Annotated in this window: 18 protein-coding genes; 7 read left to right on the forward strand and 11 right to left on the reverse strand. The window is 44.7% G+C overall.

Annotated features, from left to right (window positions below; translation table 11 throughout):
* The first annotated feature begins 46 nt into the window (after nucleotides 1-46).
* The 3 genes from nadB to ACLSSO_RS14700 are packed head-to-tail and all read left to right on the forward strand — an operon-like array spanning nucleotide 47 to nucleotide 3132.
* Nucleotides 47-1660 (forward strand): L-aspartate oxidase, encoded by a 1614-nt coding sequence (gene nadB / locus ACLSSO_RS14690; protein WP_295899424.1) that lies wholly within the window; start codon nucleotides 47-49, stop codon nucleotides 1658-1660.
* Nucleotides 1661-1699: 39 nt separating this feature from the next.
* Nucleotides 1700-2551: an alpha/beta hydrolase gene (locus ACLSSO_RS14695; protein ID WP_295899427.1), complete on the forward strand. Its 852-nt coding sequence runs from the start codon at nucleotides 1700-1702 to the stop codon at nucleotides 2549-2551.
* Nucleotides 2551-3132, forward strand: coding sequence for a hypothetical protein (locus ACLSSO_RS14700; protein WP_295899430.1), 582 nt, complete (start codon nucleotides 2551-2553; stop codon nucleotides 3130-3132). The genes ACLSSO_RS14695 and ACLSSO_RS14700 overlap by 1 nt, the downstream gene beginning before the upstream one ends.
* Here ACLSSO_RS14700 and ACLSSO_RS14705 read toward each other — a convergent pair.
* The 5 genes from ACLSSO_RS14705 to ACLSSO_RS14725 form a co-directional block, all read right to left on the reverse strand.
* Nucleotides 3129-3944, reverse strand: coding sequence for a substrate-binding periplasmic protein (locus ACLSSO_RS14705; protein ID WP_295899433.1), 816 nt, complete (start codon nucleotides 3942-3944; stop codon nucleotides 3129-3131). The two genes, ACLSSO_RS14700 and ACLSSO_RS14705, sit on opposite strands and share 4 nt — an antisense overlap.
* Nucleotides 3945-4033: 89 nt before the next feature.
* Nucleotides 4034-4810 carry an SDR family NAD(P)-dependent oxidoreductase gene (locus ACLSSO_RS14710; protein WP_295899436.1) on the reverse strand — a complete coding sequence of 259 codons (777 nt, stop codon included), beginning with the start codon at nucleotides 4808-4810 and terminating at the stop codon, nucleotides 4034-4036.
* A 7-nt stretch (nucleotides 4811-4817) separates the two neighbouring features.
* Complete coding sequence (gene rnhA / locus ACLSSO_RS14715; RefSeq protein WP_413943257.1) at nucleotides 4818-5570, reverse strand: ribonuclease HI; 753 nt, start codon at nucleotides 5568-5570, stop codon at nucleotides 4818-4820.
* Nucleotides 5571-5630: 60 nt separating this feature from the next.
* The gene (locus tag ACLSSO_RS14720; RefSeq protein WP_413943258.1) at nucleotides 5631-6317 is read right to left on the reverse strand and encodes a DnaJ domain-containing protein; all 687 of its coding nucleotides are present in this window, start codon (nucleotides 6315-6317) and stop codon (nucleotides 5631-5633) included.
* A complete protein-coding gene (locus ACLSSO_RS14725) occupies nucleotides 6314-7867 on the reverse strand; it encodes a tolA protein (protein WP_413943259.1) in 1554 nt (517 codons plus the stop codon). The genes ACLSSO_RS14720 and ACLSSO_RS14725 overlap by 4 nt, the downstream gene beginning before the upstream one ends.
* A gap of 169 nt (nucleotides 7868-8036) precedes the next feature.
* Here ACLSSO_RS14725 and ACLSSO_RS14730 point away from each other — a divergent pair, with 169 nt between their 5' ends.
* Both ACLSSO_RS14730 and ACLSSO_RS14735 read left to right on the forward strand, forming a co-directional pair.
* Nucleotides 8037-8888 (forward strand): hypothetical protein, encoded by an 852-nt coding sequence (locus ACLSSO_RS14730; protein ID WP_295899448.1) that lies wholly within the window; start codon nucleotides 8037-8039, stop codon nucleotides 8886-8888.
* Between the two features lie 8 nt (nucleotides 8889-8896).
* A complete protein-coding gene (locus ACLSSO_RS14735) occupies nucleotides 8897-9694 on the forward strand; it encodes a hypothetical protein (protein WP_413943260.1) in 798 nt (265 codons plus the stop codon).
* Here ACLSSO_RS14735 and ACLSSO_RS14740 read toward each other — a convergent pair.
* Nucleotides 9691-10425 (reverse strand): DUF5602 domain-containing protein, encoded by a 735-nt coding sequence (locus ACLSSO_RS14740; RefSeq protein WP_413943261.1) that lies wholly within the window; start codon nucleotides 10423-10425, stop codon nucleotides 9691-9693. The genes ACLSSO_RS14735 and ACLSSO_RS14740 overlap by 4 nt on opposite strands.
* A 298-nt stretch (nucleotides 10426-10723) precedes the next feature.
* Between ACLSSO_RS14740 and ACLSSO_RS14745 the strand changes: the two genes are divergently transcribed.
* The gene (locus ACLSSO_RS14745; RefSeq protein WP_295899456.1) at nucleotides 10724-15628 is read left to right on the forward strand and encodes a zinc-dependent metalloprotease; all 4905 of its coding nucleotides are present in this window, start codon (nucleotides 10724-10726) and stop codon (nucleotides 15626-15628) included.
* Nucleotides 15629-15709: 81 nt separating this feature from the next.
* Nucleotides 15710-16204 (forward strand): hypothetical protein, encoded by a 495-nt coding sequence (locus tag ACLSSO_RS14750; RefSeq protein WP_295899459.1) that lies wholly within the window; start codon nucleotides 15710-15712, stop codon nucleotides 16202-16204.
* Between the two features lie 51 nt (nucleotides 16205-16255).
* Here ACLSSO_RS14750 and ACLSSO_RS14755 read toward each other — a convergent pair whose 3' ends face one another.
* From ACLSSO_RS14755 to ACLSSO_RS14775, 5 genes are read right to left on the reverse strand one after another with little or no spacing between them, the layout of a single operon-like run.
* Nucleotides 16256-17044 carry a PilZ domain-containing protein gene (locus ACLSSO_RS14755; RefSeq protein ID WP_413943262.1) on the reverse strand — a complete coding sequence of 263 codons (789 nt, stop codon included), beginning with the start codon at nucleotides 17042-17044 and terminating at the stop codon, nucleotides 16256-16258.
* Between the two features lie 27 nt (nucleotides 17045-17071).
* Nucleotides 17072-20152 (reverse strand): UvrD-helicase domain-containing protein, encoded by a 3081-nt coding sequence (locus tag ACLSSO_RS14760; protein WP_413943263.1) that lies wholly within the window; start codon nucleotides 20150-20152, stop codon nucleotides 17072-17074.
* Nucleotides 20128-22851 carry a PD-(D/E)XK nuclease family protein gene (locus ACLSSO_RS14765; protein WP_413943264.1) on the reverse strand — a complete coding sequence of 908 codons (2724 nt, stop codon included), beginning with the start codon at nucleotides 22849-22851 and terminating at the stop codon, nucleotides 20128-20130. The genes ACLSSO_RS14760 and ACLSSO_RS14765 overlap by 25 nt, the downstream gene beginning before the upstream one ends.
* Nucleotides 22852-22858: 7 nt before the next feature.
* On the reverse strand, nucleotides 22859-23974 hold the full coding sequence (locus tag ACLSSO_RS14770) for a hypothetical protein (RefSeq protein WP_413943265.1): 1116 nt from the start codon (nucleotides 23972-23974) through the stop codon (nucleotides 22859-22861).
* Nucleotides 23971-25008 (reverse strand): hypothetical protein, encoded by a 1038-nt coding sequence (locus ACLSSO_RS14775; protein ID WP_295899474.1) that lies wholly within the window; start codon nucleotides 25006-25008, stop codon nucleotides 23971-23973. Before ACLSSO_RS14775 ends, ACLSSO_RS14770 begins: the two co-directional genes overlap by 4 nt.
* Nucleotides 25009-25014 lie beyond the last annotated feature (6 nt).

Here is a 25014-nt window from a genome sequence, read left to right on the forward strand (position 1 = left end):
AAGAGTCCTTTGCAAATGCCATTAAAAGGAGTAGAAGATCCTCACTATGAGTACTCATCGTTCCGATGTTTTGATTGTTGGTTCCGGCACTGCCGGGTTGGCTTTGGCCCTCAAACTTTCCTCGCAAGGAAAAGTGATTGTTCTTGCGAAAGAAACTGCAGGAGGGACGAACTCCGCGATGGCCCAAGGCGGGATCTCGGCGGTGATGTCGGAGGAAGACAGTTTTGAGTCTCACATTCAGGATACTTTGGTAGCTGGAGCAGGCCTCTGCAAAGAAACTGTCGTCAGGAACTATGTCGAGCAAGCCCCTGATCGCATTCAAGATTTGATAAACTGGGGCGTTCATTTTGATGTTCGCAAACGCGGATCTGAGGAAACTAACGAAATTGATTTGACGCGCGAAGGCGGACACAGCTTCCGTCGCATTCTTCACTTCGAAGACCAAACGGGTTTGGAAATTCATCGCACTCTTTTGGCTCGCGTTCGCGAAAATCCAAACATTGTTTTGATGGAGCGTTTCTACGCGATCGACTTGATTGTAAACAAAGAAGTCGACGCTGAGGACATGGATCCTGTTCAATGTATCGGTTGTTATGCCCTCAATAAAAATGATAACGAGGTGCATACATTTTTAGCAAAGAACACCATTCTTGCGACCGGTGGTGCTGGCAAAGTTTATCTTTACACTTCCAATTGGAGTGGCGCGACCGGTGATGGAATCGCGATGGCCTACCGAGTGGGTGCACGCATTGCGAACCTGGAGTTCATGCAGTTCCATCCCACTTGCCTTTTCCACCGTGAGTCCCGCAATTTTTTAATTTCAGAAGCTTTGCGCGGTGAGGGCGGCGTTCTTATCGACAGCAAAGGCAATGCTTTCATGTCGAAGTATCACAAACTCGGCTCGCTAGCTCCTCGCGATGTCGTCGCTCGTTCGATCGATAACGAGATGAAAAAAACCGGAGCGGAATGTGTCTACCTGGACATGACGAAACTTGATCGCGAGTTTTTAAAAAATCGTTTTCCGACTATCTTTAATAAATGTCTTGAGTACGGCATCGACATGAGTGCGCAACCTATTCCGGTGGTTCCCGCAGCTCACTACCTGTGCGGCGGAGTGATGACCGATTTGAATGGACGCACCGATGTTCCAGGCTTGTGGGCGATTGGCGAAACGGCATGCACGGGTCTTCACGGCGCAAATCGTTTGGCCTCCAACTCACTTTTGGAATGCCTGACGATGGCACACAATTGCTCTGAAGAAATCAAAACTCATTGGGCTAGTTACGAGTTTTTCAAAAAAGAACCGAAGCCCTGGACTCACCCGCAAGAATCCAACGATGACGAGATGATCGTTATCAATCACATGTGGGACGAGATTCGCCGCCTGATGTGGAACTACATGGGCATTCTTCGCTCTAACAAACGTCTGGAACGAGCACAGCACCGTCTTAAGAATATTCTTTCTGAAACAAAAGAATATTACTCCAACATGAAAATCCATTCGGACATTTTGGAGTTGCGTAACATTGCCATTGTGGCCGATTTGTCCGTTGAGTGCGCCTTGCGCCGCCATGAATCGCGAGGCATTCACTATAACATCGACTATCCGGAAAAGAGCCAGCAACCTCACGATACAATCGTGGTCCGGGGCCTGATTTGACTTGCGCCGTGAGAGCACTCACGGCAAGCTAAACTCAGTATGTACAAAAGATCAGAAGGTTTCTTTAAAGGTTATCAAGACATCAATTTGTTCTTTCAACTTTGGGAAAATCCCGAAGCGCAGGGAACGATCATCATCACTCACGGTCACGGTGAACATTCTGAATCCTACAGCCGCTTGGTGAAAGCATTTGAAAACGACAAGTGGAGTTTTTACGCGTGGGATTTGCGCGGTCACGGTCGCTCTGAAGGACGTCGTGGTTATGTAGCAGAATTTGATGACTACTGCCGCGATTACAAAATCTTCCTAGACATGGTGATGAAAGAAGAAAAGGTTCGGAAAGGACCTGTGATCTTATTCTGTCACTCGATGGGTGCCTTGGTTGAGTTAAAAACTTTATTGCGTAATTCAGATATCAACTACACAGGCTTGATTGTCAGCTCCCCGCTTTTGGGACTTTCAGTTCCAGTTCCTTTGTACAAATCCAAAGCGGCAACTATTTTCAATAAAATTCTTCCGCAAATCACGATGGGGAACGAGCTTAAAAACGAAATGCTCACTCGCGATCCGGATGTGATTCGTGAATTTGAACAAGATGCTCTTCGCCACACGCGTGTGTCGCCAGGAGCTTTCTTGGGCTTTTTGGATTCATTTGATTTTGTTCGCCCTCGCGCTAATCATATCACAAAACCGGCGCTGTTTATTATTGCAGAAAACGATGAGGTCGTGAGTTCTTCAGAAGCTAAAACTTTCTATGATAAATTAGGAAGTGCGCAAAAAGAGATTTACATCTATCCGAATGCAAAACATGAGTTGATCAACGACATCATCCGCAACACCGTTTTTGCTGATATCAAAAAGTTCCTTGATGGTTTTTTGGAGTCTAAATAATGAAATATCTTTTAGGTCTTTTCTTAGTTCTTACAGCTTGCGCTTCTTATGAGGTGACTCCTGCCGGCCACACAATGCCGACGACAGGCGACTACATGAGCATCATCGAAAAGCATTCAGATAAAGTGCGCCGCTATTCTGGTTTTTACAATACGTTAGATATGGAAGCGACAGTCATCAACTCAGAAGTGGCAGCGGCTCAACTGCAACAGGGCGCCATGCTTTACCAATGGGACGAAAAAAGATTCGCTGAAGAAAAAACAAACTACGAAAATCGCCTGAGCAAAGAAACAGAAGTTTTCTTGAGCTTCTACACTCCTGAAAGAAAAAACGACGATCTTTTCAAAGCCAATACGATGTGGAAGATTTTCTTGGATGTTGATGGCAAACGCTACGAAGGAAAGGCGAAGAAAATCAAATTACAGTTGGCGGAGATCGAAGGGCTTTATCCTTATCACAACCGCTTCTACACGCCTTATTCCGTGATCTTCCCGGTGCCTATGCGCTCTATCGAAGGCAAACCTTTGAAGATGACAATCACGGGCGCCGTGGGCTCCGGAGTTCTTGAATTTAAACCTTAATTTTGTAAGCGGTGAAGAGCTTCTTCTTCGCTCATGTATTTTGAAAAGACGCGAAGGAAACTTCCGTCTTTTTTCATTTCAGCCAAAGCCTTTTCAAAAGACTGTTTCTCAGCGGCACTTACACGGCGCTTAGAAAGATAAAGTCCAACTTGGACCTTTTTGGAAAGATCCACGACTTTTTCAACCTGATCTTCCATCTTCTGTTTCTTTGTATGATAAGAAGTCACTAACGCTGAAAACAGTACGGCCTGCACCCGTCCTTCTTTTAAAAGTCGAAAAGCAATATCCGGAGTCGGAACACCCACCAAACGGGAGGCTTTCAAAAGACGAGTCTCTTCACTTTCTGAAATCACGGACCTATTGCCGATCATATAGGCAAATTTGATTTTTTCATCGTTCAAATAGTCTTCGATTTTTTTCCCACGAGCGAAAACTTTCTTTGCTACGGTCAATTCGCGCTGACTGTTATAAAATGGGATAAAATCTCCACCCGTTTCATATTCAGACGATTTCACCATCAAGGCCAGAACGTCGACGCGGCCGTGATTGATTTGATCAACCGCAGAAGGTCTTGGCAGTTCCGACTCGATAAACTGACAACCCATTTTATCTTTAATGATCACGATAAGGTCGTGAGCCAACCCCTGAAGGCGGCCGTTCTCTCTATAGGCAAAGGGCTCAAAATTATTCAGCCCTACTAAAAAACGTCTTTCGCAAGTGTTCTTCGTTCCTTTTTCTTGCAGCTGGGCCGGTACCTGCTGAGCAAGTACACCGAGAAATAAAAATAAGATAAGAGAGCGAAAGAATAACATCGTTGATCCTTGCCCTCTTTCTCGGAATATTGCTTAGTAGAATAAAGCACTCTTACCGGAAAGTAAGATTCACATTTTACATGTTCGCCCTAGGATCTTTTAAAGCGGCGAGCGACTTCAATCTCAAAAAGAGGCTTCGCAAATTTAGCGATTTTTAAGCCGACACCCGTTAGCCCCGATGGCTCCATGTCAGCTAAATCATGAAGAATCGCATCGCGAATCATCTGCGCATATTTTGCAGGTGAAATAGCTTCGTTCGGAATCTGGAAATTTTTAGAATAAAGAGTTTCAATTTCATCAAACATACGCGTCTTAATTCCGGGAGTTACAAGAAGAAGCGTCGTCACACCCGTGTCTTTCAACTCCATGCGAATGCAGTCTGTGAAAGCAGCGACGGCGGCTTTGGATGCGGCGTATGTGGAAGCGCAAGGAAAATGCATGAAAGCGGAAACGCTGGAATTATTAATAATTTTCCCACGCTTTCGTTGCAACATTCCTGGCAAAACGCCGTGGGTAAGGTGAATGAGCGCATTCACATTTACTTGCAACATTTTATAAATATCATCCATGGGCTGATCTTCAATCAAACCGCCCGTGAGCATGCCGGCGTTATTAAACAAAATATCTACAGGCGTGTCTTTCAGACGTTGAACTAAGTCCTCAACCCCACCACGTGTTGAAAGATCGGCATCCCATACCGTGACTGATTTCGCACCGGCGTTTTCCATTTCTTTGATAATGTCGCCATCGGATTTTCTTAAAACCAAATGCAAATGAGCTTTGTCTTCCGCGCACATTTTTGCGAAAGCTTTACCGATTCCACGACTGGCGCCCGTTACTAAGACATGACGATTTACAATCTCCATGGCGTGCTCATCCTTCCTTAATTACAGTTTGAGGACTGAGTCCCCAGGACTTGAGGATTTCAATTTCATCGGAGGCCGACATTGCTTTTTTGAACTTAGCACCGGATTGGCCACTCACACGTTTTTGACAAGACGGCCAATCCTTGTGTCGATAAACCAATCCGCCCAAGTTGCTTAAATAACTAAAGGCCTCTTTCTTTTCCCCGGGTTGACGCATCTCCGGAAGAGACGTGTCTGCAGGGACTTCCAATAAATTCACAGAATAATTATCTAAAGATCCAGAGTACAAATTGACGTAATCATCTTTGGAAAACGCGACAGCAATACGGTCACAACGTTCATTGCCAGGAATGCCGATGTGGCCGCGAGAATACTTCCACTCAATTTTATTGCGGGCGCCACGCTCTTGCACAAGCTGAGAAATCTCTTCCCACAAATCGCGATTGGAAACTTCTTGGCCTTCGGCCGTTTGCCAGTTTCTTTTTTTCCAACCCCAAATCCATTGCGTGATTCCGCGAATAAGATACGTCGAATCCGTATAGAAATGAATTTGCCCCGGTTGATTGCGCACAAACTTCAGAGCTTCTAATGCCGCCGTCATTTCCATTCGATTGTTTGTGGTGGAACGCTCACCGTCACCGAGTTCTTGTACCTGATTGGTTGGAAAAAGGACAATGCTTCCCCAGCCGCCTGGCCCGGGATTTCCCGAGCATGCGCCGTCAGAAAAAATCATAATATAATCACGAGTTGTTTTTTGCACAGATCAATCCTCGCGAAGGCAGGAAGCCATGTCAATGCTCGTCGCTTCCTTACGCGGGGATTACAACATGACATCCACAAAACGTTTGAAGAAAGCACCGTCACCACAACGTGCGGTCTCTTCGTAAAACTTCGCCGCTTGTTTTGCGCGATAGTCCATAGGCTCCTTTTGCACAGGCGCCTTGGCCTCAGTTCTTGGCGGAGGTTCGGAGACTTGAGGTTTCTGTGGCGCAGGATCTACTTTGGGTTCCCTCGCAGCGCTGGTCGTTTCCCGAGGAGCTTCGCGAGGTTCTTTCGGTGCTTCCTTGGGCTTTTCAGCTGTTTTTGGCGGTTCCTGCGTTGTTGGTTTTTCACTTGTTCCAAAATCCGGAGGTGACCACTTTTTAGCAGTGCTTGTCGTCGATGTGGTTGATGCTCTGGTTGACGTTGCTTTTGGTGCGGTCTTTACGGTGGCATCATATCTTCGTCGTGCTATCGGGTCCATCAGCGTGTCACGAGTGATATTGATCTTCTTCATCACTTCAGTGGCCACTTTCAATTTCTGTGGTTCATTTAAGTAACGGTCCGGATGATAAGACTTCATCAGACGACGGTAAGCCGCGCGGATTTCATCATCGGTAGCATTCTGACTTACATTCAAAACTTCGTACAAACTGCTTTGCGGATTCATAATACGACGAACTTCGTCTGCCGTTTGCGCAAAAGCTTTTAAACTTAGCAATGTGAGAAGAAGAATCAACCACTTCATTTGCACACTCCTGATTTTGAAGATTCGCGAATGGCGTCAGGAACTTTTTCAGGTTTCTTTTTGATAAGTTCTAAAACTTCTTTGCGCTCGTTTTGTGGAAGATGCGAAAGATATCCCAAGAACATTCCCATTTCTTCAGAGTCGACATTTTTTTGACTGTTCTCCAAAACTTTAAGAACACTCTTGTCTGACGAAATTTCTTTTAAAGAAGTCGCCAAAGATCTGACACTTTCAGCTTCTACTTTCGCACCTTCTTTGGCGACCTTGGCGTAGGAGCCAAGACGTGATGCCTGCGCCGCATTTTTCATAACTTTAAGACCCGCACCAAAAGGAATGATGGAAGCGGCTGAAAAGCCTGCATCCGCAAGTTCCGAGTACGCCTGCTTCTTTGCTTCATCTGCTTTTAAGAAAGCTTCTTTTGAGGAACCCTCCGCAAAAGCGGACGCTCTTAAGTTTTGTGCCTCTATGAATGATTCATGAGCTTTCGTTGAAGAGTAAATAGCTTCTCCACCACCGGCAATGGTTCCTGCAAGAGCGGCGCCCGCTGCCACTGTCGTCAAAGTACCCGCGGCGGCGGTACCTGAAAGAACGGCGGCACCGACTCCGGCACCAATGCCCGTAGCAAGAAGAACTCCTCCGACGACAAGTCCTCCCCAGAAGATCGCCTTATCCAAGGTTTCTCTGTTCTGGGCTTTCTTGTCGTAATCTTGCAGGAGTTTGCAGACCATATCGAGCGCGCCCGGATTTTCCATCAGGAATTGTGCCGTTGCCGCGGGATTGGTGACCAAAAGATTTTGCAAAGCTTCGTCGGCTTTCTTGCTTGAAACTTCCTGCAAATAAGTTTCGTGATTTTTAAGTTCTGTTTGCACTTCACCGAAAGCTTTTTTGACATCAGCCTGAACAATGACGTCTTTGTTTTTTCTGTCGCGAAGAGCTTTTGTATAAAGCAGGAGGTCCGCCCCCGATTGTGGAGGCTTTGTCGCAAGTTCACGTTCTCGATCTGTCAGCTCAACAGCAAGATCCAGAGAATCTTTTTTTGCGACTTCTTTCCAATAGTTTTGGGTTGAATTAAGCTGCTTAAACGCATTAGCGAGAATTTTCTTTTTTGCTTCTTCCTGCATGGAGGTTTCAAGTTCTTTGTTAAAACTTTGCAGTTTCTTTTCCGCCTCCATGCCTTCCGCACAGACACCCGTATTTAGAATCTGGGTATTAAGAGCTTTGGCCAAAGCCTCGGAAACTCCCTTGGCAGCGGCATGCGAAAGCAGGCACTTGTTAAGCCGTTCTTTCAGAGCCACGACACTTAATAGATTTCCTCCCTGCTGAAGAAGCTTTTTCCCTTCAGGAGTTTGCAACTGCTTGATTTTCTCTTTATCAGCAAGAAGACCTTGAAAAGATTTTTGGAAGGAGCTCACCACCTTGGGATCTTCCAAATTCGCTGCGGTCCAGGCAATTTGTTTTGTGTATAAAAGTTCAAGATCCGCAGACGCTGCCTGCAGAGGTAAAGAACAGAAAATTATAAATAAAATCATCAAAGACGAACGAACGGTCATGCTTCGTTTTTATCGGCAGAACAGGCCCTTCATCACACGCGACCTTCGTGAAGATTGGCGTCGATTGTCCTCTGACTAATCCTTTGACAGGCCCGAAGTCTCTGGATGCATTCTGGCCCTGCTTATCGTGGCACCGTCCCTGCAATTTGAACCTCCTTGAGGAGATCCTATGTCTTTTGCTATTCGTCCCCTTCTTGGAATTTTAGCTACCGTTTTATTGGCAGGCCCTGCTTTTGCGAATAATAACGCCTCTGTGACCTCCTCGCTCGTGGTTCAACAGCCTAAAAAAGAAGGCCGTTTGTGGAGTGGTTATATTAACGTCGGCCGCTCAGCAAGCCTTTATGATTTTAAAGATGGCAGCCGCAAAGACGGAATGGACTATGCGCTTCGTTTCAACTTAAAAGCCAGCGATAACTACACGGTTCGTATTCAAGGCGGCTATTCTCAAGATCTCAAATATCCAGAGAGCGATGACTTTTCTGATACTTCGGTCAGCGTTATCAGATCTCCATTTGAAATGGGTTCGACATTCTTGCTTGGTTACCGCATAGGTGCCGTTGTTCCGACTTCGAAAGACTCTCACGTTCGTCAAAACCTGACGACATCTGTTTCCACAGCTCTCAATGTGATCGTAAATCCTGACCGTCTCATTACGGGATTTGATGTTTCTGGTTCGATCAGTGCAGCTCGCAATATTCACCAATACGAAACGGCTCTTGATGGACGTGTGAATACACAATATTCCTCAAACCAATCTCTTTCTTTAAGTTATAGCTGGGAATCCGGAGTTTCTTTGTCGGCCGATTTCCTTCACAGAAACACATGGTCTTACCAGAATGTGATGAGAGATTCTTTCGAGATGTCTCAAGAATTGGGATACCAATTCAACCCGACATGGGCTTTTGCTGTCGGTCACACAAACAGCGGTTCAACTCTCAAACCAAATGGTTCAGACTCTAACGTGCAATTCATCGACGAGAACAACTCTTTGGTTTACGCTTCAATGACAGTTATTTTCTAGAGGAAAATATGCAAGCGTGGCTGGTGGCACTTTTAATCTTACTTTGCTTCCAGCCGGTAGCCCACGCCAGCTCCCCGGCCCCTATCGACATTGTCTTTGATATTGATTGGACGACTTTTTATTCTGTCGAAGCCAACGACCCGAATCAAAAAAACAATCAAAATTTAACTGCGAATGGAAAACTCTATCGTCCGACAGATCACTTGGCCGACGTGATTGAAACATTGTTGGTAAAACATCCCGAAGTGCGTATCAGTTTTTTTAGCGGTGGTGAAAGATCGCGCAACGAAGCCCTTCTAAAGAATGTTTTTCTTTCTGACGGCCGTTCTCTTTTAGAAATCTCACACCGCCTGCTTTCCAAGGAAAATCTCACTGTCGTTTCCCAAGATGAGACACTGCCATTTTCAACGCGCTATAAAAAAGTTCTCGACCAAGGCATTCCTGACTGGAGTCCACAACGGACGATTCTTATTGATGACCAGGTGGCGTTTGCAAAGCCCCCATTGATTGCGGTGAACTCGCTGGGCGTTTACAACTATCAGAATAGATTCGACGCTTCCCGCTCGCTGGAACTGCATTTCCCGGTGAGCGAAGCTCAATGGAAAATGGAGCGCAATAAAGCTCTTCTATGGTTGGCTATGATTGATTTAGCTTTTCAAAAATCTCAAAATGATTCTATGTCTTTTTCAGAAGCGGCTCGCTCAGTCTGGGAAAAGCAATCGACAAATTCTTTATTGATCGCGCGCGGGCAGCAACTCGTGCAACGAATCGCCGCCCCTTCTTGCGGAAAAGTTTTCGCTTTCTAATTTTTTTTCACGAAATTTTTCAAAGTAATAAAGTAAGCTTTTTTGCTTGAGTCATGTTCAATGGAATATGTTTGAGGATAATATCCCTTGTTCGCAACGACTTCCGGCACTGGAACATTTTTCTGGAAGGGCTTTTTGCTTAACAAAAAGTCTCGTGTAACCATGGGCTCCAGAAAACTGATATTGCCATTATAAGCGCCATAGATATAGGTCGCCGTAAAAGTCTTTCCATGAAATTCAGGAGAACGAGGATCTATCCAGTGCCATCCCATCATTGGAACTCCATCTGGAGTGGGAGCGTAAAAAGGTGGAATTTCTTTTGGATCCAGAGCCGCCATACAAACCGCGTGATCCGCTCCGGCACATGTGATCGCCTCTTGAACCTCGCGAGAAATGAAATAGAAATGCACATCAAAGTGTGGCAGCCCATAGATAGGATCAGGCTCGTGTCCATGCGGATTCCAGTTTATGACGATGTGATTATAAGGAGGAACATTTACAAGGGATGGTAAACTCAAAGTAAAGTTCGACATCGGCATATGTGGCGGAAGCCCCTCAAGAGCTTTATTCGAGAGTGCTACCCCCAGTGAAATGAGTTTTCCATTCCCATCAATATCGACAAACGTTCTTCCGGCACCATTTCCGATTTGAACAGCATTTCCGTAGATTTTAAAAGCCTGGGCATTGAGACCGGCAAACAGAAGACAACAAAATATAACGAACTCTTTCATGATCCCTCCTTTTGGGTTCTCTAAGAATAGAACCAGGCCCCCCTGCTTCGCCAAATTCGGAAGTGGTCCCATGCATGAAATCAGGGACGTGCGATGTCTCATTCTGAAACTTCCCCTAATTGTCCTCCGTTTAAACTTTTGACGGCTAGAAATCGTGTATTGCAATAAATTCATCGCAGGGACATTTTGCCGTGGCACTGTCAGTGCATTTGTATCTCCTAAGGAGAGAGTCTCTGCCCGTAAGCTCATATATTCGATGTGAGTTATGGGTAGTGACAAATTAGGAATGGAGAGAACTATGACTCACAAGTCGCAATTCGCAAAGGCTCTTACAGCGTTAGTTGCCTTAGCCCTCTTTGTTACGGGTTGTACAAAGACGCGAGATGCCTCACTGCCGGAAGATGCGCAAGAATCTAACTTTTCAATTTCGGAAGTAGATTCATTGCAAAAAGACAGTCAGATGAAAGTTTCAACTGACGAACGTCTTTCAAACTTAAGCTTAGGTGAGTCTTCAAAAGCCACAGCCGAAAAAGGTGTTGTCGCGGTGACGGACGTCGAAGTTCCAAACCGTTTGAAATACATGTTCAAAGGCTTAGAAATGACAGGACAAGCGGGTCACTCCTACCCGATTGCTCTCTCTGTTGATAAGCAATTCGTAACGGCATATAAAGTCGTCAGCGACGCTTCTGAATTGTCGATCCTTGAGAAACAACTCGCTCAAGTGAAAGATGAAGTTCTTTTGCAAAAACAACTTCAAAAAACAAAGAACAATGCTGAAGTTAAAACTTTGATGGCGAAGTTGAAAGAAACTCGCGCTCAAAAAGCGACGGCTTTAGCTAAAAAAGGTTCTAACATCCTTGTTCCTCTTTTCAAATTCAAAGTCACTGGCTACGGTGTTTTGCAAAGAACGAAGAATGAACTTAAAGAAGAAACTTCCACATTGCGTTTGAAGACAACAGACTGGAGCGAGGCGACTCACTTCACTATGTCGATCAATCCTTCAGACCGTATCCCTGTAGGTCTTGACCCTGCATCTCGTGGTGATATGGACCGCACTTTCGTTATGGATCGTATCAACAATAAGATCATGACGGCGGGCGTTCTTAAGAATGAATTCCAAATTCCTGTGAACACAAAAGATGATGCTCGCGTCTTGACTCTTCTTGATGTTGACGCTCTTCATGTGTTCGAAATCGGTCAATTGGGTAAAACTGAATTGACAGACTCTCAGGTTCAACAATTGAAATTGGGTTCTAATAAATCCAACGTTCGTCAATGCTCTGATGAGATCAAAAAAGCTCTTCCAGAGACTGAACAGGCGAATTGCATCCTGATCCTTCGTTACGACGTACCTGTAAAATACGTTCGTCCTGAATTGCCAGTTGTGGATTACGATGGCAACCAAGACGCGAAAATCTCTTTCAAAGAAGTTCGCGCTGGTGAAAACGTAGGTTTGGTACAAATCGAACAAAACGTTCAACCTAAGAAAGTTGAAAACAACAACGAAATGGACCCACGCACAACAATCCGCGTGGCTGATATTAAAGGTAAAGAGTTCTTCTTCAAACGTACTCTTGAAGATGCTCCTGTAACGACAATCTTCCCTCCAGGTATGGCGGGTAACTTGACGATCGTTAAGTTTGAGTTGGAAGAATCTCGCCTCGTAGTTCGTAAAGCTGACAAGCTTGTTAACTACAAATCAGGTTCTAACGATGCAGACGTTGAAGAGTTGATGTCTATCCCAGTGAAATACTTGAAGCACGATACAAAAGACGCTTCAGGTGCGGAATACTCTATGGCTCGTTTGGTTCCTGCTTCTCGCGTAGATGCTGAGTTCATCGAGCTTGACTGGACTAAAAACACTTTGACGACAGCTTACTCACCGTACGCTTCGATCAATGAGCCTTGCTTCGATTCTTTTGCTGACGTGAAAGTTTCTGATGTTGATATGCACCTTGATAAAGGTATCTTGAACTTCAGCTTCGGATACTCTACTGGTCTTCGTTTGCACTGTGTTGCTGAGTACAATGTAACTAACGATTACAACGGAACTGCGAACTTCCAAGTAACAGCTCGCTTGAAAGAACGCGTTTCATTCAAATTGAATGACGGCACAACTGATAAGTCTTTCGTTGCGAAAATTCCATTCCGTGCTCAAAACGAATTGGGCTACGGTGTATGGACTATCGGTCAAATCAATCCAACTGAGACAGGCTTGATCGGTCGCGAAGGCCAAGAAATGAACTTCCCTGTTGTTCACGATTTCCGTAACGGTAAAACACTTGTTTATACTGTGACGGGTCTTGAACCTTCTGTAGACTTGCCAGCGGATATCCGTCAACTTTACAGAGACACGGCTACGGACGTTGTTAACGCATGGGATTTTGCTTACCACCAAGCTTTCAAGGGCACAGCTCTTGAGCGCAAAGGTCGTTACGTTGAAATCCAATTCTCTGGCGATGCTGGAGTAGAAGCTAAGGTCGGTGACCTTGATAAAAACATCGTTCACTTTGAAAACAAATTCAACGGCAACCACGGCGTTCTTGGGGTTTCTCAAGTTGGTTTCAATCCACGCTCTGGTATCGTTGTAGCGGATTCTTTGATCATCTACGCTGGTAACTTGCAACAGTACGTAGCGGGTTCTCAACGCAACCTTAAGATCAGCCAAAAATGGGCTGATATGAAAAAAGAATTTAAGAAACAAGCTTTGGAAGAGTTGTCTAAACAACAACAAGCTGAAGCGGATGCTCAAAAGAAAGCGGCGGAAGCTGCGAAACCAGGTGCTTCTGCTGAACAAAAAGCTGAAGTGGCTGCTCAATTCACAAAACAACTTGTGAAAATGGCCCAAGGTAAAAAAGCGGATGCGAAAGTATTCGTCAACGCTAAAAACATGAGCCTGACTTCAGGTGATGTGAAGAAAGCTGTCGCACAAATGAAATCTTTGGGCGCTGGTAAATTCAACTACTCCGCTCCACAAATGGAAAGTGCATGGATTGACCGTGTTCTTCGTAAATTTGCAGAAAACCGTCAAATGGATTCTGTTGAATTGGAAGGCCTTGTAGCAAAAGAAATGTTGGCATCAAGAGGAGCTAAACTTTCTCCTGCTCAAAAGGCAGAGCTTGAAGCCTCTGCTCGCAAAGGTGCAGTACGCACTCAATTGAATGCACACTTTAAAAATTCTCCGGGTTGTTTGTTGACTGAGCGTGATGGCTTGGCTCGTAACTTCACGGCGAGAACATTTAAAGAAGCTCTTCGTCAGACATTGTTCTTCGATATGGGCCATGAAATGGGTCACTCTCAAGGGTTAACTCATAACTTCATCGGTTCATTCGATAAAGCAAACTTCTCTAACGAAGACGGTTCTGAAACAAAACGTAACTACTCTTCTATCATGGACTACTTTGAGCCAAGCCAATTCAACTGGGATGGTATCGGTACTTACGATATCCACGCATTGAGAGCTTCTCACTTGGGTCTTTTGGAAGTGACTCCAGAATTTAAGGCAAAACTTGAAAAACAAGGTGCTGCGAAAATCCTGGTTAACGATAAGTTCATTACGATCCAAGCTATCCAAGCAAACTTTGCGAAGAATGGTTGGAATAACTTTAACAAGTACCAAATCAATGGTCTTTTGAAGCCATACAAGTACTGCACGGACATCCATGTTGGTTACGAACCTACGTGCCAACGCTTCGACTACGGTACTTCAGCTCAAGAAATCGTTGAGAACTTGGCTTTGGATTACGAAGAAAACTACGTGCAAAACTACCACAGCTGGGACCGCAACAACTTTGGCGTAGGCATGGCAGGTCGTGTGATCGGTGGCACAATCGGAACAATGTTCCAAATGCGCCAATACTTGGATGAATTGTTCTACAAACTTGTTTTGAGAAACGGGACACAAGAAGAAATCGGCGACTACGTTCAAGCATCATTGAAAGCGTATATCTTCTACAACCAAGTTATCAAAACTCCGGATGCTCACTCTTTGTTTGAAAGTGCTGACCGTTTCGTAGCAGTACCTTACCAATACAAAGAAAGAAACGAGCAAGGTGAAGAGACTGGAAAAGTGATCACAGACGTTGAAATCGTTGAAAAACGCGCGGTTCAAGATCTTGCGATCCGTGAAGACCGTATCGACACTGTGGGTGTAGAGTACGATAAAATCATGGCGATGAACTTCTTAACTATGAAGGGCTACCCTGATTACAAATACTACTCTCAAAGCATCCAGTTCTCGTTCTTGGATTTCGAGAAGTACATCCTAGGCATGGGCGCAGAGGAAAGCTTCTTCGTGAATACTCTAACTGGAATGATGTTGGATCAATTGCAACCAACGTTTACGAATGAACATGCGACGTTGTCTCCAGTTCGCGGCGAAAAAGCGACTGTAACATCAGCGATGAGAGCTTACGCAGGCATCTATGGTATCTTGAATCTTGAAGCTTCAACTTTGAGAGACAAAGACAACTTCGCGAACTTCTTCAAAGTGGGAAGCAGCGTAGGTAAAGCTCCAAGTGACCGTGTTGTTCTTAGCCAGTTGGGTGTTTCTGACAAGTCTAAGACACGCTTAAGCTACTGGGCTTTGGATAATGCGATTGCTTCAAACTTGATCTTGCAAGTGGCTGCTGAGAAGAACTTCTTCATCCAAAAAGAAGGCGAAATCGCTCCTTTGATGGAAAAAGTTGTGATCGCTCAGTTCCAGGATATGTTGAGCCAAGGTAAGAAAGCAGAAGACGTGGCAAAAGCAAAAGCTGATTTGATTGCGAAATTGAATGAGCTTAACAAAAAAGGTGAAATCGTTTCTGAAGAAATGTTGAAAGCAAATCCACAAATGACTATCGAAGGACAAGTCGAAGGCATGGTTGGTTTCAACAAACAAGTGATCGGTGTAGCAGTGGCGTTGTTGACTCAACAACAAGGTGCTGATCAGATCGCTCAACAAGTGGCTGAACAAGCAGGCCAATTGGCAGAAGCTCTTCCATTGTTTGCTCTTGACCAAAAAGCGATCAAGTCAGGTCTTGATAAGATCGGTAAAGCCATGAGCCAAACAAAAGGCATGGAAGGTCTTGCACAACTTGGCGATGCTGCAGGTCAGTTGGTAGATGGAACTCAGATCGAGATCTCTTACGGTATCATCATGAAGAACGTTGAGTTCTTGAACATGCTCACTCTTATGACGAACCCAGAGTACAACAGATAACCCTTAAGTTTCTCCTGCGCGGGTCCACTCTCTCCGGACCTGCGCATTTTTTTTGTTTTATTTAAATGATTAGGAGTATTTATGAAAAAGACGATTTTGTTAGGTATGATTTTGCTCGGCACGTCTTCCGCTTTTGCAGGTGCTAAAGATTTTATTGGTTCTTATCGCTTGCTTAAAGATCAAGTGGAAGGTGAAACATTCTGCTATAAAGGCCTTGATGTTGTTGAAGAAAACGGTCTTCTCAATCTTTACCGCTCTGATATAACTGAATACGGCCCGATTATCAGTGCTGAACTCAACGGTAAAAGCCGCGACGTCAAATATTCCCACGGCGAAGCGCTTTCAACAACAAAAGGTGAAGACACTGTGACGTTAAAAGATGACACTTTGACTTTTGCGTTTAACGGTCGTGAAAGCTTGATCGGCATCCCGGCAATGCGCGTGAGCGATAGCGTGGCAATCAAACTTTCCGCGGATAAAAAGACAGCTTACGTTCTTCGTAAAACATTCGAAGGTCCTGTGATTGGACTTGGCAAAAAGGGCAAAGCTCTTTGCGAGTATCAAGTTCTTAAATAAAAATCGATTTCTAAAAATAAAAGGGAGTGTTCAACACTCCCTTTTTTATTTCTAAATTCTTGTTTTTGGGAAAAGGCCTTCGCCTTTTGTGAAAAGCTTTTTCAGCCAAACTCCGAAACTGTCTTCAGGTCCCGGCAAACGTTCCACCACAATTAGTTTTTTAGCGTGAAGACTGTCAATAACGTCTTTCACGGTTCTTTGGGATTCCGGCGTATGTTGAAACCGAACTCCACAGCTTAAACCATCTGGAGATTTATAAAGCACTTTACCCAGAACTTTTGTTTCCTGTCCCTCGTAATTCCAAGAAATTTCCAGCGAGTCATTGGATTGCAAGGCAGGACCCGAGGTCATAAACATTCCACCTTGAGAAAGATTTTTGATGAAAGCCTTAGAGCCGTTCACCACGGCTTCATGATTGAAGTTGTAACGTGGTGCCGCTTCCCACCAACGCATGCGCGGGTCGAAGTATATTTTCTGAACGGAAGGTACTACGAAGTAAGCGACAATCAAAAGATCCACAAGCAGAACCACGATCAAAGCAATCAGCGTGCTCCAGTTCATGCTTGTCCAGTAGCTGTATAAATTCGAAGCAAAGATGATAGCAAGACACACCAGATACGCCCAGTAGCTCCAGCGTTTGCAAATGTAAATAAAAATTCCGGCAAGAATAGGAACGCCAACATAGACGAACAACAACGGCTTCGGCAAAACTTCAAACCAGTAGTGCAATTGTGCCGGGAACGTCCTGCCCGCTCGAACTGCATTCAAAAGAAGATTACCTAAAGGAGCCAACACATGAAGCAAAGCAAGAACGATCAGGGACCATGGTTTTGTTTTCATATAAAAATGATAAGGAACGCGCAGAATCTAGACAACTAAAAAATCTTGCAGGCGTTTTTCCATTCTTATGTTCATCTCTTCCAGGCTGCGGACATTTTCAATCTTCACAACTTCGTCCATTGGATAGACGACGGCAAGCTTGATGTCTTTAACACCACTCAAATACTTCATACGGTATAAAGCCCAGGCATAGGCTTCCAATTGTTTGAAAGCGGTGTCGGAATATCGCTGAGAACCGGTTTTATAATCCACCATCCAAAGCGTTTCGTTCACGATACCCCACAAGTCGATCTGCCCTTGCATCAGGGAATCCTGGTATTTTAGAGCAAACCCCCACTCCACGTGTCCCTTTTCGATGATTTCCAAAAGTGGAATTTGTTGAGTGTTCGCCAAGAACTGAAGCGGTTTCTTGAGATCCTCGTCAGAAATTTGCAAAAGCTCTTCATAGGAAGTGTATTTCAAAGCTTCAAAAAGGCGATGGGCATTGGTGCCTTGTTGGGCGCGAGCTAGACCTATTCCCAATTGTCCTGCTTTGGGAGTATACGCTTCCGCAGTCAAAGTTTCTGGAGCTACCAATTCTGTAACAGAAATGTATTTTCTTTTTTCCTCACTCTGCGGCGCTTGCCATAAAGGACGAAGATCTTTTTGCGCAAGATCTTGTTCCGCCATTTTTTGTGGCTGACCATTTTCAACACGCACGACATAGGAAAAATCTTTTTCCTGATGCAAACCCTCTTCCAAATTAAGAGGACAGTGAGCCGCCCAAGATTTTTTCCCGATTTTTTTATCCCACAGCAAAGTCACACCGGATTTCGCACGAGTCAAAGCCACGTACAAAACACGGTTGAACTCTTCACTTTCGCGGTGCCGAAGTTCCTCAGTGATTTGTTCTGCCAAAATACTTCCGGCCATGGACTGAGTTTCTTCATTGCGAATCTTCAAGGACCACAGGCCATCTATTTCACGAATACTTAGAACAGGCGCATGACTGTTCCGCGGATCTTGTCCCATTCCCGGCAAAATCACCTGATCAAATTGCAAACCTTTGGAAGCATGCACTGTCATAAAGTTCACACGCTTAGGTTCAATCACCGGAGTTGCATCAGCATCCTCGCCGCCTTCATCCGTCGAAAGCGTTTCCAGGCTTGAATCGAGGAAATCTAAAAAGTTAAATCCAGGTCGACGTTCTTCTTGGCTTAATAAAGAGACCACTTTCCATAAGTTCGCTTCTCGTCGTCCCGTGGAATCAATCTTTGCCGAATAGTCGAAAAGTCCCAAATCAATCAAAGATTTTTTGAGAGTCCAAGAAAGTCCTTTGATCTCACTTTGCGCCAAAAGGTTTTTTAAAATTCTTAACGGATGGTTTTCTTCTTTTTGCTCCAACGTCTTTAGAGCTTCCTTCCAGAAAGAATGTTTATAACTGTGGCAGTAACTCGCAATCTCACTGTCACTCATTACAAGCCAAGGTGATCTTAAAAGAGCGACAAAGTTGGCATTGTCATGAGGATTCACTAAAAACTTTAAAATCGCCAAAGCATCTAAAACTTCGCGGCGTTCATAGAACCCACTGCCACTATGAAGCTGCAATGGCACGCCGTACTCTTGTGCCACTTTGGCAATGTCTTCCAATGTTTTATGAGTTCTTCCCAAAACGCAGATTTGCTCAGGGCTCACGCCGGAATTTAAAAGCTCCTGAATTCTAGCCACCGTCGTTAAAACTTCCGCCGACGTTTCGTCATCTTCTCCGGTCTCAGTTAAAAGGACTTGCACGACCGGATCGTCATTTCCTTTTTTAACTTTGTCAGGAGCCGGAGTCATCGCCGCAAACTGAGGGCTTAGCTTCGTGAAGTAATGATTGAAAAACTCAAGAACCTCAGGAGATGAGCGGTAGTTCACGAGCTTGATTTGCACGTCCCCCGCTTGGTCTTGAATTTCTTGTACTTTTTCCTGGAACACTTCAGAACGCGCTCCACGGAAAAGATAAATACTTTGCTGAGGGTCCCCAACGACAAACAATGGTTTTTCACCAATCAAATGACGAAGAAGTTCCACTTGGACGGGACTGGTATCTTGATACTCATCGACCATCCAGAAATCCCATTCGTGCGAAAATTTATTCGCAGCTTCAGGTGATTCTTGAATTATTTTAAAGGCCAAGGTTTCAAGGTCACTCATTGAAAGCAAACCATTTTCCAATTTGGTTTGCATAAAGTCCCTACAGAAATTGCGCGCTAATTCTTCAAAAAGCTCACAGTTCTTTTGGTGCTTTTCCCAAAAAGCCGGACGATAGCGAGGTTCACTTAAAAGAACATCAATGCGATCCCGCAAAGCTTCAAGCTCTTCATTGAGACTCAAAGAAAACGGCGGAGTCGCTTTACGGAAAACAGGCTTTGACGTGAACTCCCAGAAACTATCCAGTCTTTCAAAAAAACCGTCCCAGTTTTGGTTCGAGACCGTCCAATCAAAACCAGCCAGAGACTGTGCGTACTCTTGCCATTTTTCATTTGAAGCTTCTTGCATGATCTCTGTGCAAACACGCTTTAGCTTTCCAGAAATATCTTGGACGATTTTTGCCGCTTCTTTTTGAAGTTCATCTTTCGCGATAAACTTCATCTGCGGAAAAATCACGTTTTCGCCAAAATATTTCAGCAAGGCCCCTTCCAGGGTTTGAAAATCATATTCTTCCAAAAGTTCCTGCAACTGCGGATTTTCTAAAAGGTACTTGCGCATGATTTTGCGCGCACCTTTACGAATTTCCGATTCACTCATGATTTTATAGTCAGGTGTTAAGCCAACAGCAGAACCATAACGAGACAAGAAAAGACTTAAAACCCCGTGAATCGTTGAAATCTGAACTTGGGATTTAGAACTCACGTATTGGAACAAATCATCACGACCGTCGTCCAAGGCTTTACTCAAAAGTCTTTCTTTGAGCTCTTGCGTGGCTTTTCTTGTAAACGTTGTTACGACGATGCGTGGAAACTTTCCGTTTCTGTTTTTAAAATCACTCGCAAACTTTAAAAAAGTCTGTGTCAGAGTCGTCGTTTTCCCCGCCCCTGCACCCGCGCGCAGGATCGTGTTTTTTAATTCAGATGTGGTGCCCGACATTGTCGCCTCCACTCGCAGTTTACGCAGGTTTTATATTCGGCAGGTTCCGCTTGGCACTCGCCTTTTTTGATTCGGTCCAATGTCGACATTAAAACGGTGCTAAATTCCGTCATATAACGTTCTTTGGCTTCAAAGGTGGCGTTTTTATCTTTACGTTTCGAGGCTGGATAAAGCATTCCTGCTAAATCTTCGATCTTAAAACCTTTGCGCTCAAAGTTTCTAAAGACATAGTAGAAAAGACCAATAACTTCGCCACCGATGTCTTCGAGAAGTCCCTTCTCGATCACCCACATATAAAAGAGCAATTGAAGTTCACGGTTTTTAAACCACGAACCGTGGGCGGAAATTCCGCCGGCAGAACTTTTGTAATCCACAACAACCAAATGATTGCTGTCATCGCCGTCGATACGGTCAATCTGCCCTGAGATGCGGAAGCAATTGTCTTTGGGCTCCCGCGAGATCTCTTCCGTTTTTGGATCAAAATAAAATTCAAAGCGTTTTTCACGCGCGAGTGTGCGGGTCTTTTTAAACTCTTCACGCCAGCGCTTTTCAAAATCCAGGAATCTTAAACCTAATTGAATGTGTTTCTTTTTTAAAGGAACCCACAATCGTTCGTCAGCAAAAAGGAGTTTCTTTTCAATACGGACAGCTTCAAGAATATATTCTAGCTCTTCTGCCTTCCGGTCGAAGCGCATAGGCTCCACCGTCAGCTTTTCAAAAAGAGCATGGGCTAATTGCCCGCGCGTGCGGTGATCCACATCTAAATCAACGTCAGGAAGATCTTTGAGTTTAAAGTATCTTTGTGCCGCAAACATAAATGGGCACTCAAGGAAGCTCTCTACTGCAGAAGCGGAAATGCGCGGAAGCTCTGAAGAAGAAATTAATTCAGGCTCTAACTTTCCTAAATCCTGAGCAATGCGCTTTTGAATATTTTCCTTGCGCGAGACAATCCATGGACGACCGCCGCGTTCTTCAGAATGCTGAAGTTCATCCCAGCGCGTCTCTTTTGGAAGCGTGAGCTTTTCGTGATCTCCCTTAAGACTCATCCAAAAAGTCGCCGGAGAACAAAGTGAGCCACTTAAATCCGTCGCGCCAAAGCAATAGATATCTTGAACACTTTCAGCCTCCGCCAAAAGACGAAGTTCAAACTCCAGATCACTTTGATCAGGATTGTCCAAGTAAAAACCAATATCTTTCGCAAGTTCGAAGTAATCTTGCCCCGAAAGCTGTGTCTTGTTTCGACCGCGCAGAGATTCGTCCGTTAAGCCAATGAAAATACGGTACTGAGCTTTTTCACTGTGCGCAGACATAAGTTTTGTCACCATCACACCGCGAGGATTTCCTTTTTCTAAGGTGTATTCTTTAGCGGCGACAATGCTTTCAAGATAACTTAGCCATTCTTTCCAGATCAGTTTTGTAGAGCTCGTAGCGTTTTGCAAAAGTTCGCGCAAGACCACTTGAACAATATCTGTTTCAGAAGAGTTCCAGTAAAGCAGGGCCTTAGCAACAAACTCGTCGCGCCCCAAAAGACCTGTAAGGTCTAATTGTTCGTGAAAAACTTTATAGACAATATCATTGCGTGCAAGATCTTCATTCACATAGAGGCTTTTAAACAAAGATCTAAATTCTTCATAGCGAAGCTGCTGCGACTCTTCTTTATCAAAAAAAGAAATTTCCAAATCCGAACTCGAAAGGCGACCACTCTTAGAACGAAGCAACGCCAGCCAACGAGTGACCGAAGGTAAGCTTTGTGCTTTGTGAGTGATATCCTTTTGTGCAGGAATTCCTTCCTCTTCAAGATAAGCTTGCAAGACAGGCCAATAAATTTCGATATCAGGAGCGATCACAGCAATAGACTCTGCCGCGATTCCCGCATTCAACCATTCACGAACTTGTCCGACGCTGTGTTTGATTTCCGCAAGCATTCCGGAGAAGCGTAAAACTTCAACGCGCTTTTCTTTTTTAGCAACAGCAGGAAGAGTTTCAATCTTTTGGCTTTGCGCCCGCAAATCCTCGTAGGGTTTTAAAAGAAAATGGAAATCGGATTTCCAAGAAGGATTAGGTTCCAAAACAATAACATCTACGGAGCGAGAAAGCACGCGCAAGATTTCAGCTTCCACACGAGAGATCTCGCCACTTAAATCGACGATCAACGGAATATTCCAAACTCTTTCAAGCTCATTGAAGTTTTGCAGATAGGCCGTGATCCAGTCGGCTGTGATAATGCGATGATCTTGTAGAAGTTTAAGAGCACAAAAACGCGCTCTTAAATACCATTCCTTCCAGCGATTCATGGACTCGGGGTGTGACGCAAACCACTCTTCCAGGCGAGATGTCCCTTCCGGATGGAAAATGATTGCCGCCATTTGATCGATGTACGAGAAGACCGTGTCTTCGGCAGAAGAGTTCACACCTAAAACTTCGGCATGCTCATCCATGATTGTTCTCAGAAGAGATCTGGCAAAAGGATCGCTCACCAAACGAAGACCTGGATCTAAGCGCTTTAAAAGAATTTTCCAAAGGTCACTTGCACGCAAAACAGATTCGTCGATGTATTGACCTTCACGACCCAGAATTTTTTGTTGAAGTTCGAACTTTGTGCGCAAATCCGAAACAAGCCACGACTGTTCCCGTGGATTATATTTCGCAAAGATCTCGGTGATTTGAGATCGACTTTCTATCGGAATAATTTGCAGCATTTCTAGATTACCGGCGTTGTTTTAGTTTTCTCTTCTTGCCGTTATTATCCGTGAATTTGAAGTTAGCATCAAAGCTTAAATCAAAACTGAGACTCACCATATAACGAGCGTCTCCAGCTTGACCAGGATAGAACCCTGTCTCTTCCGTGTAACTAACTGCATCTAACTGAAATATTAATAAATTAATTCCCGCACCATAGCTGAGATATCCTTGATTATAACCCGCGCGTAAATCGATCATTGGCAAAGAAATCTCAGCACCCACGTGGATTTTCTTTCCCAACTCAATATCAGGCTCCATCAAATGTCTTGCTTCGAGTCCCAACGCTAAATCCAAACCCGGCAAATCAACTCCTAGCCCTGCGCCAAAAGTAAGGTTCTGCTCAATGTGAGGAGGAGCGTCGCTTCCCGCTGTTTGTTTAAAGGCGGTGCTTCCAACGTCTTGCCATACCAGGGCCAAGGTTGGTTTTAAAACAGGCGCCTGCAATTCTGTCGAAATAGCTAAGTCCAATCCGTAACCAGTTCCTTTATTTTGGAAATTAGTTCCGATGTCTTGAAGACTTGAAGCGTCTGCTACGTCTGAAACAGCCAACTCTTGAGTGTTTCCTCCCCAGCGATTGACTCTTTTTAAACTCATTCCCACATATGTCGCCGGGCCAATCGGAAAAGCCGAGCCTAAATAAACTGCTTCGTCATTTCTAAAATAAGTTTCAAACTGAGGAAACGCGGGATTGTGCAACTCAACGGACACTTCGCTGTCGTTCAAATACCCTAGAGCAATGAACGGCAGAGCAACGGCAGCTTTACCAGTCGCTTGCGCCCACATTTTTTTTCCGTAAAACTGATTGAAGGTCGAGGGGTCGTTAGCATCAATGCTTTGAAATGCAGAGAGGTTTTCTACAAGCTCCGTGTTTGTTCCTACTGTCAGTTCCATCAACTTGATATCGAGAACAGAACCTTTTCCAAGAGCCGCGGGATTCACAAACAACGCGTCTGCACCGCCTACGAATGGCACGTAGACTCCGCCCATTCCGCGAGCGCGAATAGAGCGCGCGGTATCTCCTAAGGACTGCGCCCAAGAGTTGCTAGAAAATAAAATAAGAACAAAAAACAAAATTCTCATGGTTTCGCAAGCCCCGGACAACAGTCGATTGTAACGTCCACTTTCGGTGGCGATTGAGCATTCAAATCAAAAGAAATATTTGCAATGTTACAAGAGGCCGCCATTCCCACACCGAGGTTGGCATCCTTAATCATTCTTCTAAAAATACGACGCATTTTATCTGTCACCGCAGATTCATCGGTATTTAAACAATTGATAGGATCGGCAATATCTGCAGGCAATCCCAAGTCGGGCCATGTCGGTGGATTTGTGTGTCCTAAGTCCGTCCAACTGATACCAGCGGGAACACCGGGATCTAAAGATTGTGGTGTTGTCTTATCCAAAGTCGGCACCGCTGTCTCGCATAAAGTTTTAGCGGCATCAAATGAAGAACCCGCAGTTCCTCCTGTGAGTTGATCACCTAGAGCCGAAAGATTTTCAAACACAAGCCCCAAGCCTGCGATGATTCGATTCATATCTGCATCTGACAAGCGTCCTGCGACGTCAGCGATAGGACAAGAATCTGCCCCCGCATCGACAATACCGTTTCCTAACCCTGAAGATTCGGTATCAAACTTTGCATGAATCGTTGTCGCCATGCGAGTGAGTCCAAGAATCGCCGCAAAAGCATTTTGTTGATTTGTTCTTTCAGCAGCTGTCGCCCCAATGCTTTTAAGAACGGTGATAGCGTGGTCGCAGGCCGTCACATCTACGACTTTATTTGCATAAAGTTGCAGAACGAACTCAAACATTTTTGTCGAAGTCACATTGCTTAAATTATGAATAAGGTCAAAAAAAGAAATTCCGCATTTACCGCCATACGCATGCATCAGGCTTGTTTTCACATCGTTTCGAGCCTGATAGCTGGCAGATAGCTCATTGGTCATGATGTCAATGGCACCATCCCAATCGAAATCATCCATTTTGTTTTTTGCATCCAGATATAAAGCTTCATCTGAGTCGGTATTGGAATACTCAGTCAACACATTAGGCTGCCCACACGAGGTGGTCAGCAGAAGGCACAAGAGAATGATCATTAAGTTTCTGTACTTCATATTCAT

The sequence above is a fragment of the Bdellovibrio sp. HCB-162 genome (assembly GCF_047344985.1).
Taxonomy (GTDB): domain Bacteria; phylum Bdellovibrionota; class Bdellovibrionia; order Bdellovibrionales; family Bdellovibrionaceae; genus Bdellovibrio.

Coding starts and splice junctions, on each gene's coding strand:
- nadB (WP_295899424.1), top strand. CDS start 47: ATGAGTACTCATCGTTCCGATGTTTTGATTGTTGGTTCCGGCACTGCC.
- ACLSSO_RS14750 (WP_295899459.1), top strand. CDS start 15,710: ATGAAAAAGACGATTTTGTTAGGTATGATTTTGCTCGGCACGTCTTCC.
- ACLSSO_RS14730 (WP_295899448.1), top strand. CDS start 8,037: ATGTCTTTTGCTATTCGTCCCCTTCTTGGAATTTTAGCTACCGTTTTA.
- ACLSSO_RS14770 (WP_413943265.1), bottom strand. CDS start 23,974: ATGAGAATTTTGTTTTTTGTTCTTATTTTATTTTCTAGCAACTCTTGG.
- ACLSSO_RS14755 (WP_413943262.1), bottom strand. CDS start 17,044: ATGAAAACAAAACCATGGTCCCTGATCGTTCTTGCTTTGCTTCATGTG.
- ACLSSO_RS14740 (WP_413943261.1), bottom strand. CDS start 10,425: ATGAAAGAGTTCGTTATATTTTGTTGTCTTCTGTTTGCCGGTCTCAAT.
- ACLSSO_RS14705 (WP_295899433.1), bottom strand. CDS start 3,944: ATGTTATTCTTTCGCTCTCTTATCTTATTTTTATTTCTCGGTGTACTT.
- ACLSSO_RS14725 (WP_413943259.1), bottom strand. CDS start 7,867: ATGACCGTTCGTTCGTCTTTGATGATTTTATTTATAATTTTCTGTTCT.
- ACLSSO_RS14695 (WP_295899427.1), top strand. CDS start 1,700: ATGTACAAAAGATCAGAAGGTTTCTTTAAAGGTTATCAAGACATCAAT.
- ACLSSO_RS14775 (WP_295899474.1), bottom strand. CDS start 25,008: ATGAAGTACAGAAACTTAATGATCATTCTCTTGTGCCTTCTGCTGACC.
- ACLSSO_RS14720 (WP_413943258.1), bottom strand. CDS start 6,317: ATGAAGTGGTTGATTCTTCTTCTCACATTGCTAAGTTTAAAAGCTTTT.
- ACLSSO_RS14710 (WP_295899436.1), bottom strand. CDS start 4,810: ATGGAGATTGTAAATCGTCATGTCTTAGTAACGGGCGCCAGTCGTGGA.
- ACLSSO_RS14735 (WP_413943260.1), top strand. CDS start 8,897: ATGCAAGCGTGGCTGGTGGCACTTTTAATCTTACTTTGCTTCCAGCCG.
- ACLSSO_RS14745 (WP_295899456.1), top strand. CDS start 10,724: ATGACTCACAAGTCGCAATTCGCAAAGGCTCTTACAGCGTTAGTTGCC.
- ACLSSO_RS14700 (WP_295899430.1), top strand. CDS start 2,551: ATGAAATATCTTTTAGGTCTTTTCTTAGTTCTTACAGCTTGCGCTTCT.
- ACLSSO_RS14760 (WP_413943263.1), bottom strand. CDS start 20,152: ATGTCGGGCACCACATCTGAATTAAAAAACACGATCCTGCGCGCGGGT.
- ACLSSO_RS14765 (WP_413943264.1), bottom strand. CDS start 22,851: ATGCTGCAAATTATTCCGATAGAAAGTCGATCTCAAATCACCGAGATC.